We start from the raw sequence: 3813 nt of genomic DNA, 5'->3' as shown, positions 1-3813 counted from the left end.
CGGCTCGCCGACCGGCCCGGTGACCGCGGGTGGGTCGTGATGGCCAATGGCGAGGCCTACGCCGAGCAGTTCGGCTGGGGCTCGCAGTTCGAGGCGCTGGTTGCCCGGATCATCGCCGACTTCGCAGGCAACCGCCCGGTCTGGCCAAGTTGCGCGTCCTCCTGGTGACCCCGAGAGCTCGCGGCCTGGGTGCGGGTAGTGCGCTCGTGAAGGCCTGTGTGGGCTTCGCGCAGGCGGCGGGCGACACGCGCGTGACCCTCTGGACCAACGACGTGCTGACCTGGCCGGGGCGGCCTGGACCCTGTCGATAACGGCGGCGACCGCGGGCGGCGCTCCTGCGGCATACGGCACGCCGTCCGGCACCGAGTCGACCATCGAAAGCGCGGGCGGCGGGGACCAGTACTACCCCATGGCCGGCAATGGCGGGATCGATGCCCAGCACTATGACCTCGACCGGAGCTACACGCCGGAGAAGTACCTGCCCAAGGCGATCCGCGACCAGTACCACCTGCTCAAGGGGAGCACCTCGGCCGGATCGAGGGGACCGCCACGGTCGCCATTCGTGCCACCCAGCCGCTCACACGCTTCGACCTCGACCTGTCCAGCACCCTCCACGTGTGCAGCGTGACCATCAACGGGCACGCAGTCGCCTACGCGCATCGGGCCGATGGCGAGTTGGTGATCACCCCGCAGCGGCTCATCGCCGCGGGCACGCGGGTCTCGGTCGCCGTGGCGTATGGCGCGATCATCCGGCGACCCCCAGTCGTCAACGGCTTCTCGACCGGGCTGATCCCGACCGCCGATGGTGTGGTGTTGTCAGCCGAACCCACGGGTGCGCCGACGTGGTTCCCCTGCAATGATCTCCCGCACGACAAGGCGACGTATGCCGTCAACCTCACCGTGCCCCGCGGGCTGGTGGGGGTCAGCAACGGTCTCCCGGTGGGCAAGCGGACCACCGGCAACACGACCGCCTACCAATGGCGTACCAACGACCCGATGGCGCCCTACCTCGCCGAGATCGCCGTCGGCAACTATCGCGTTATCACGCGCTCGGCGATGGGGGTGCCGATCTACGACTACATCGACCGCGACATCCCCAGCGGGAGGCAGCGGAAGATCGACGCGGTCCTGGCCAAGGTGCCGCAGATGATGCGCTATCTCTCGGGGCAGTTCGGACCCTACCCGTTTAGCTCCTACGGCCACATCGTCGATAAGGACTTGCAGGCTGGGGCCTCCATGGAGAACCAGACCCGCACCCTCTTGATGACCGATGAGGCCGACGAGGCCACAGTGGCCCATGAACTGACGCACCAGTGGTTCGGTGACCAGGTCGCGCTCGGGCAGTGGCGTGACATCTGGCTCAACGAGAGCCTTGCGACGTGGGGGGAGTGGCTGTGGCGACACCACTCGACCACTGACCACGAGTCGCTCGCGGCCAGCTATCGCGAAGCAGTACGCGATATGTCGGGATCGTGGCAGACCGTCGTCACCGACCCAGGCGCCGACGACCTCTTCTCCGATGCGGTGTACGCCCGCGGCGGGGCCATGCTCTACCGCCTCGACCGGCTCATCGGCGACTCGGCGATGAGCACGATCTTGCACCAGTGGGTGTCCATGCACCGCCGCCAGCCCGCGAGCACAGCTCAATTCGTCACGCTCGCGACCCGGGTGTCGGGACGCGACCTCAGCGGCTTGTTTGAGCCGTGGCTCTTCCAGCCGGGTAAGCCCCGCGGCGCCTAGCGCGAACGCTCGGCATCCGGCTCCGCGAGCACTCGAGACCAGGGCGCGCGCGATAATGCAGCAATGCCCTTGGACCCCAGCATCGCCGCACGCCTGAAGCGGGACGAGCAGGGCCTGGTCGCGGCGATCATCCAACAGCACGACAGCGGCGAGGTGCTGATGCTCGGCTGGATGGATGACGAAGCCGTGCACCGGACCCTGACGACCGGCCGGGTGACCTTTTGGTCGCGCAGCCGGGGGGAGTACTGGTGCAAGGGCGACACCTCCGGACATATCCAGTTGGTCAAGACGGTTGCGATCGACTGCGACGGCGACGCCCTGCTCGTCCGCGTCGATCAGGTCGGCGCCGCCTGCCACACGGGCACGCGCACCTGCTTCGACGGCAACGACCTCGGTGCCGTTGCTGCCGTGCCCACCGCAACCACCGCCGGAGGCCAGCGATGACCGCGGAAGCCCCCGATCTGGCATACGGGCACACCTGGCCGAGCCTGGAGACCTTCACCGTCCTCGCGCAGGACCGCCGCGTCGTGCCGGTCGTGCGCCGGCTCCTCGCCGACGGCGAGACGCCGCTGGGGCTCTATCGTCGCCTCGCGGGCGGCCGCCTCGGCACCTTCTTGCTGGAGTCGGCCGAGCACGGCGGGGTCTGGAGCCGCTACTCGATCATCGGGGCTGCCAGCCGCGCGACTCTCACCGAGCGTGACGGCGAGGCGATCTGGCTCGGCGATCCGCCCGTGGGCGTCCCCACCGGCGGCAACCCGGTCGAAGCGATCCGCGACACCGTCGCCGCTCTGGCCACCGAGCCCATCGCGGGCCTCCCGCCGCTGACCTCCGGCCTGGTCGGTGCCATCAGCTACGACGCGGTGCGCCGCTGGGAGCGGCTCCCCGACAACACCCTCCGCGACGTCGACGTGCCCGAGGTCGCCATGGTCCTGGCCACCGATGTCGCCGTGCTCGACCACAGCGACGGCTCGGTCCTGCTGATCGCCAACGCCATCAACTATGACAACACCGACGCCCGCGTCGAGTGGGCGTGGCGCGACGCGCTCGAGCGGCTCGATGCGATGACAGCCGCCCTCGGGGGACCCGCGGAGTCGACCGTCTCCACTCTGGACCCGACGCGCGCAGCCGCAGCCCTCGCTGACGTCACGACCAATATGACGCCGAATGCCTTCGAGGACATGGTCGAACGCGCCAAGGAAGACATCCGGGCCGGCGAAGCCTTCCAGATCGTCGTCAGCCAGCGCTTCGACATCGCCTGTCCGGCCGATGCGCTCGATGTCTACCGCGTGCTGCGCTCGACCAACCCCAGCCCCTATATGTATTTCTTCCGGCTCGAGCATCCGGCCGGCGGCCCGCTGGACATCGTCGGCTCCTCGCCGGAGGTGCATATCAAGGTCACCGGCCGCCAGGTGATCCTGCACCCGATCGCCGGCACCCGCCCTCGTGGCAAGAGTCCCGAGCACGATCTGGCGCTCCAGGAGGAGCTCCTCGACGATCCCAAGGAGCGCGCCGAGCACGTCATGCTCGTCGACCTCGGCCGCAACGACCTCCAGCGCGTCTGCGCCGCCGGCTCGGTGGACGTCGTCGAGTTCATGAACGCCCGCCATTACAGCCACGTCATGCACCTCGAGTCCACCGTCGTCGGCCACCTCACCTCGGGTCACACCGCCTACGACGCGCTCGCCGCGACCTTCCCCGCCGGCACGCTCTCGGGGGCTCCCAAGCCGCGGGCGATGGCCCTGATCGACGACTACGAACCCACTCGGCGCGGCATCTACGGCGGCGTCGTCGGGTATGCCGATTTCCACGGGGACATGGACGTCGCCATCGCGATCCGCACCGCCGTCATCCGCGGTGGCCGCGCCTATGTCCAGGCTGGCGCCGGCATCGTCGCCGACAGCGTCCCGACCCTCGAATACGACGAGACCCGCAACAAGGCCGCGGCCGTCCTGCGGGCGATCGCCGCCGCGAGCACCCTGCGCCCGGTCGATCACGTATGACGCCCGACCCCACCCGCTCCCGGCCCGCCGCGCGCTGGCGGAACAAGCGCAGCATCTGCTTGCCACCCGCTAT

The 3813-nt window shown here is 69.3% G+C and carries 3 protein-coding genes; all 3 read left to right on the top strand.

The genetic code is table 11. The annotated features are described in order from the left end of the window. Positions 1–534: 534 nt before the first annotated feature. The 3 genes from PKH97_RS07140 to PKH97_RS07130 all read left to right on the top strand — a co-directional run bounded on the left by PKH97_RS07140 (position 535) and on the right by PKH97_RS07130 (position 3740). Positions 535–1740, top strand: coding sequence for a M1 family metallopeptidase (locus PKH97_RS07140; protein ID WP_324386724.1), 1206 nt, complete (start codon positions 535–537; stop codon positions 1738–1740). A 63-nt stretch (positions 1741–1803) separates the two neighbouring features. Further along, positions 1804–2184, top strand: coding sequence for a phosphoribosyl-AMP cyclohydrolase (gene hisI, locus PKH97_RS07135; RefSeq protein ID WP_324386713.1), 381 nt, complete (start codon positions 1804–1806; stop codon positions 2182–2184). After that, the gene (locus PKH97_RS07130; protein WP_324386712.1) at positions 2181–3740 is read left to right on the top strand and encodes an anthranilate synthase component I; all 1560 of its coding nucleotides are present in this window, start codon (positions 2181–2183) and stop codon (positions 3738–3740) included. Before hisI ends, PKH97_RS07130 begins: the two co-directional genes overlap by 4 nt. Positions 3741–3813: the final 73 nt, after the last annotated feature.

It is taken from the genome of Nostocoides sp. (genome assembly GCF_035343835.1).
GTDB lineage: Bacteria > Actinomycetota > Actinomycetes > Actinomycetales > Dermatophilaceae > Nostocoides_A > Nostocoides_A vanveenii.
Note: the sequence above shows the minus strand (reverse complement) of the source record. Positions and strands in the feature narration are given on the sequence as shown.

Coding starts and splice junctions, on each gene's coding strand:
- PKH97_RS07130 (WP_324386712.1), top strand. CDS start 2,181: ATGACCGCGGAAGCCCCCGATCTGGCATACGGGCACACCTGGCCGAGC.
- hisI (WP_324386713.1), top strand. CDS start 1,804: ATGCCCTTGGACCCCAGCATCGCCGCACGCCTGAAGCGGGACGAGCAG.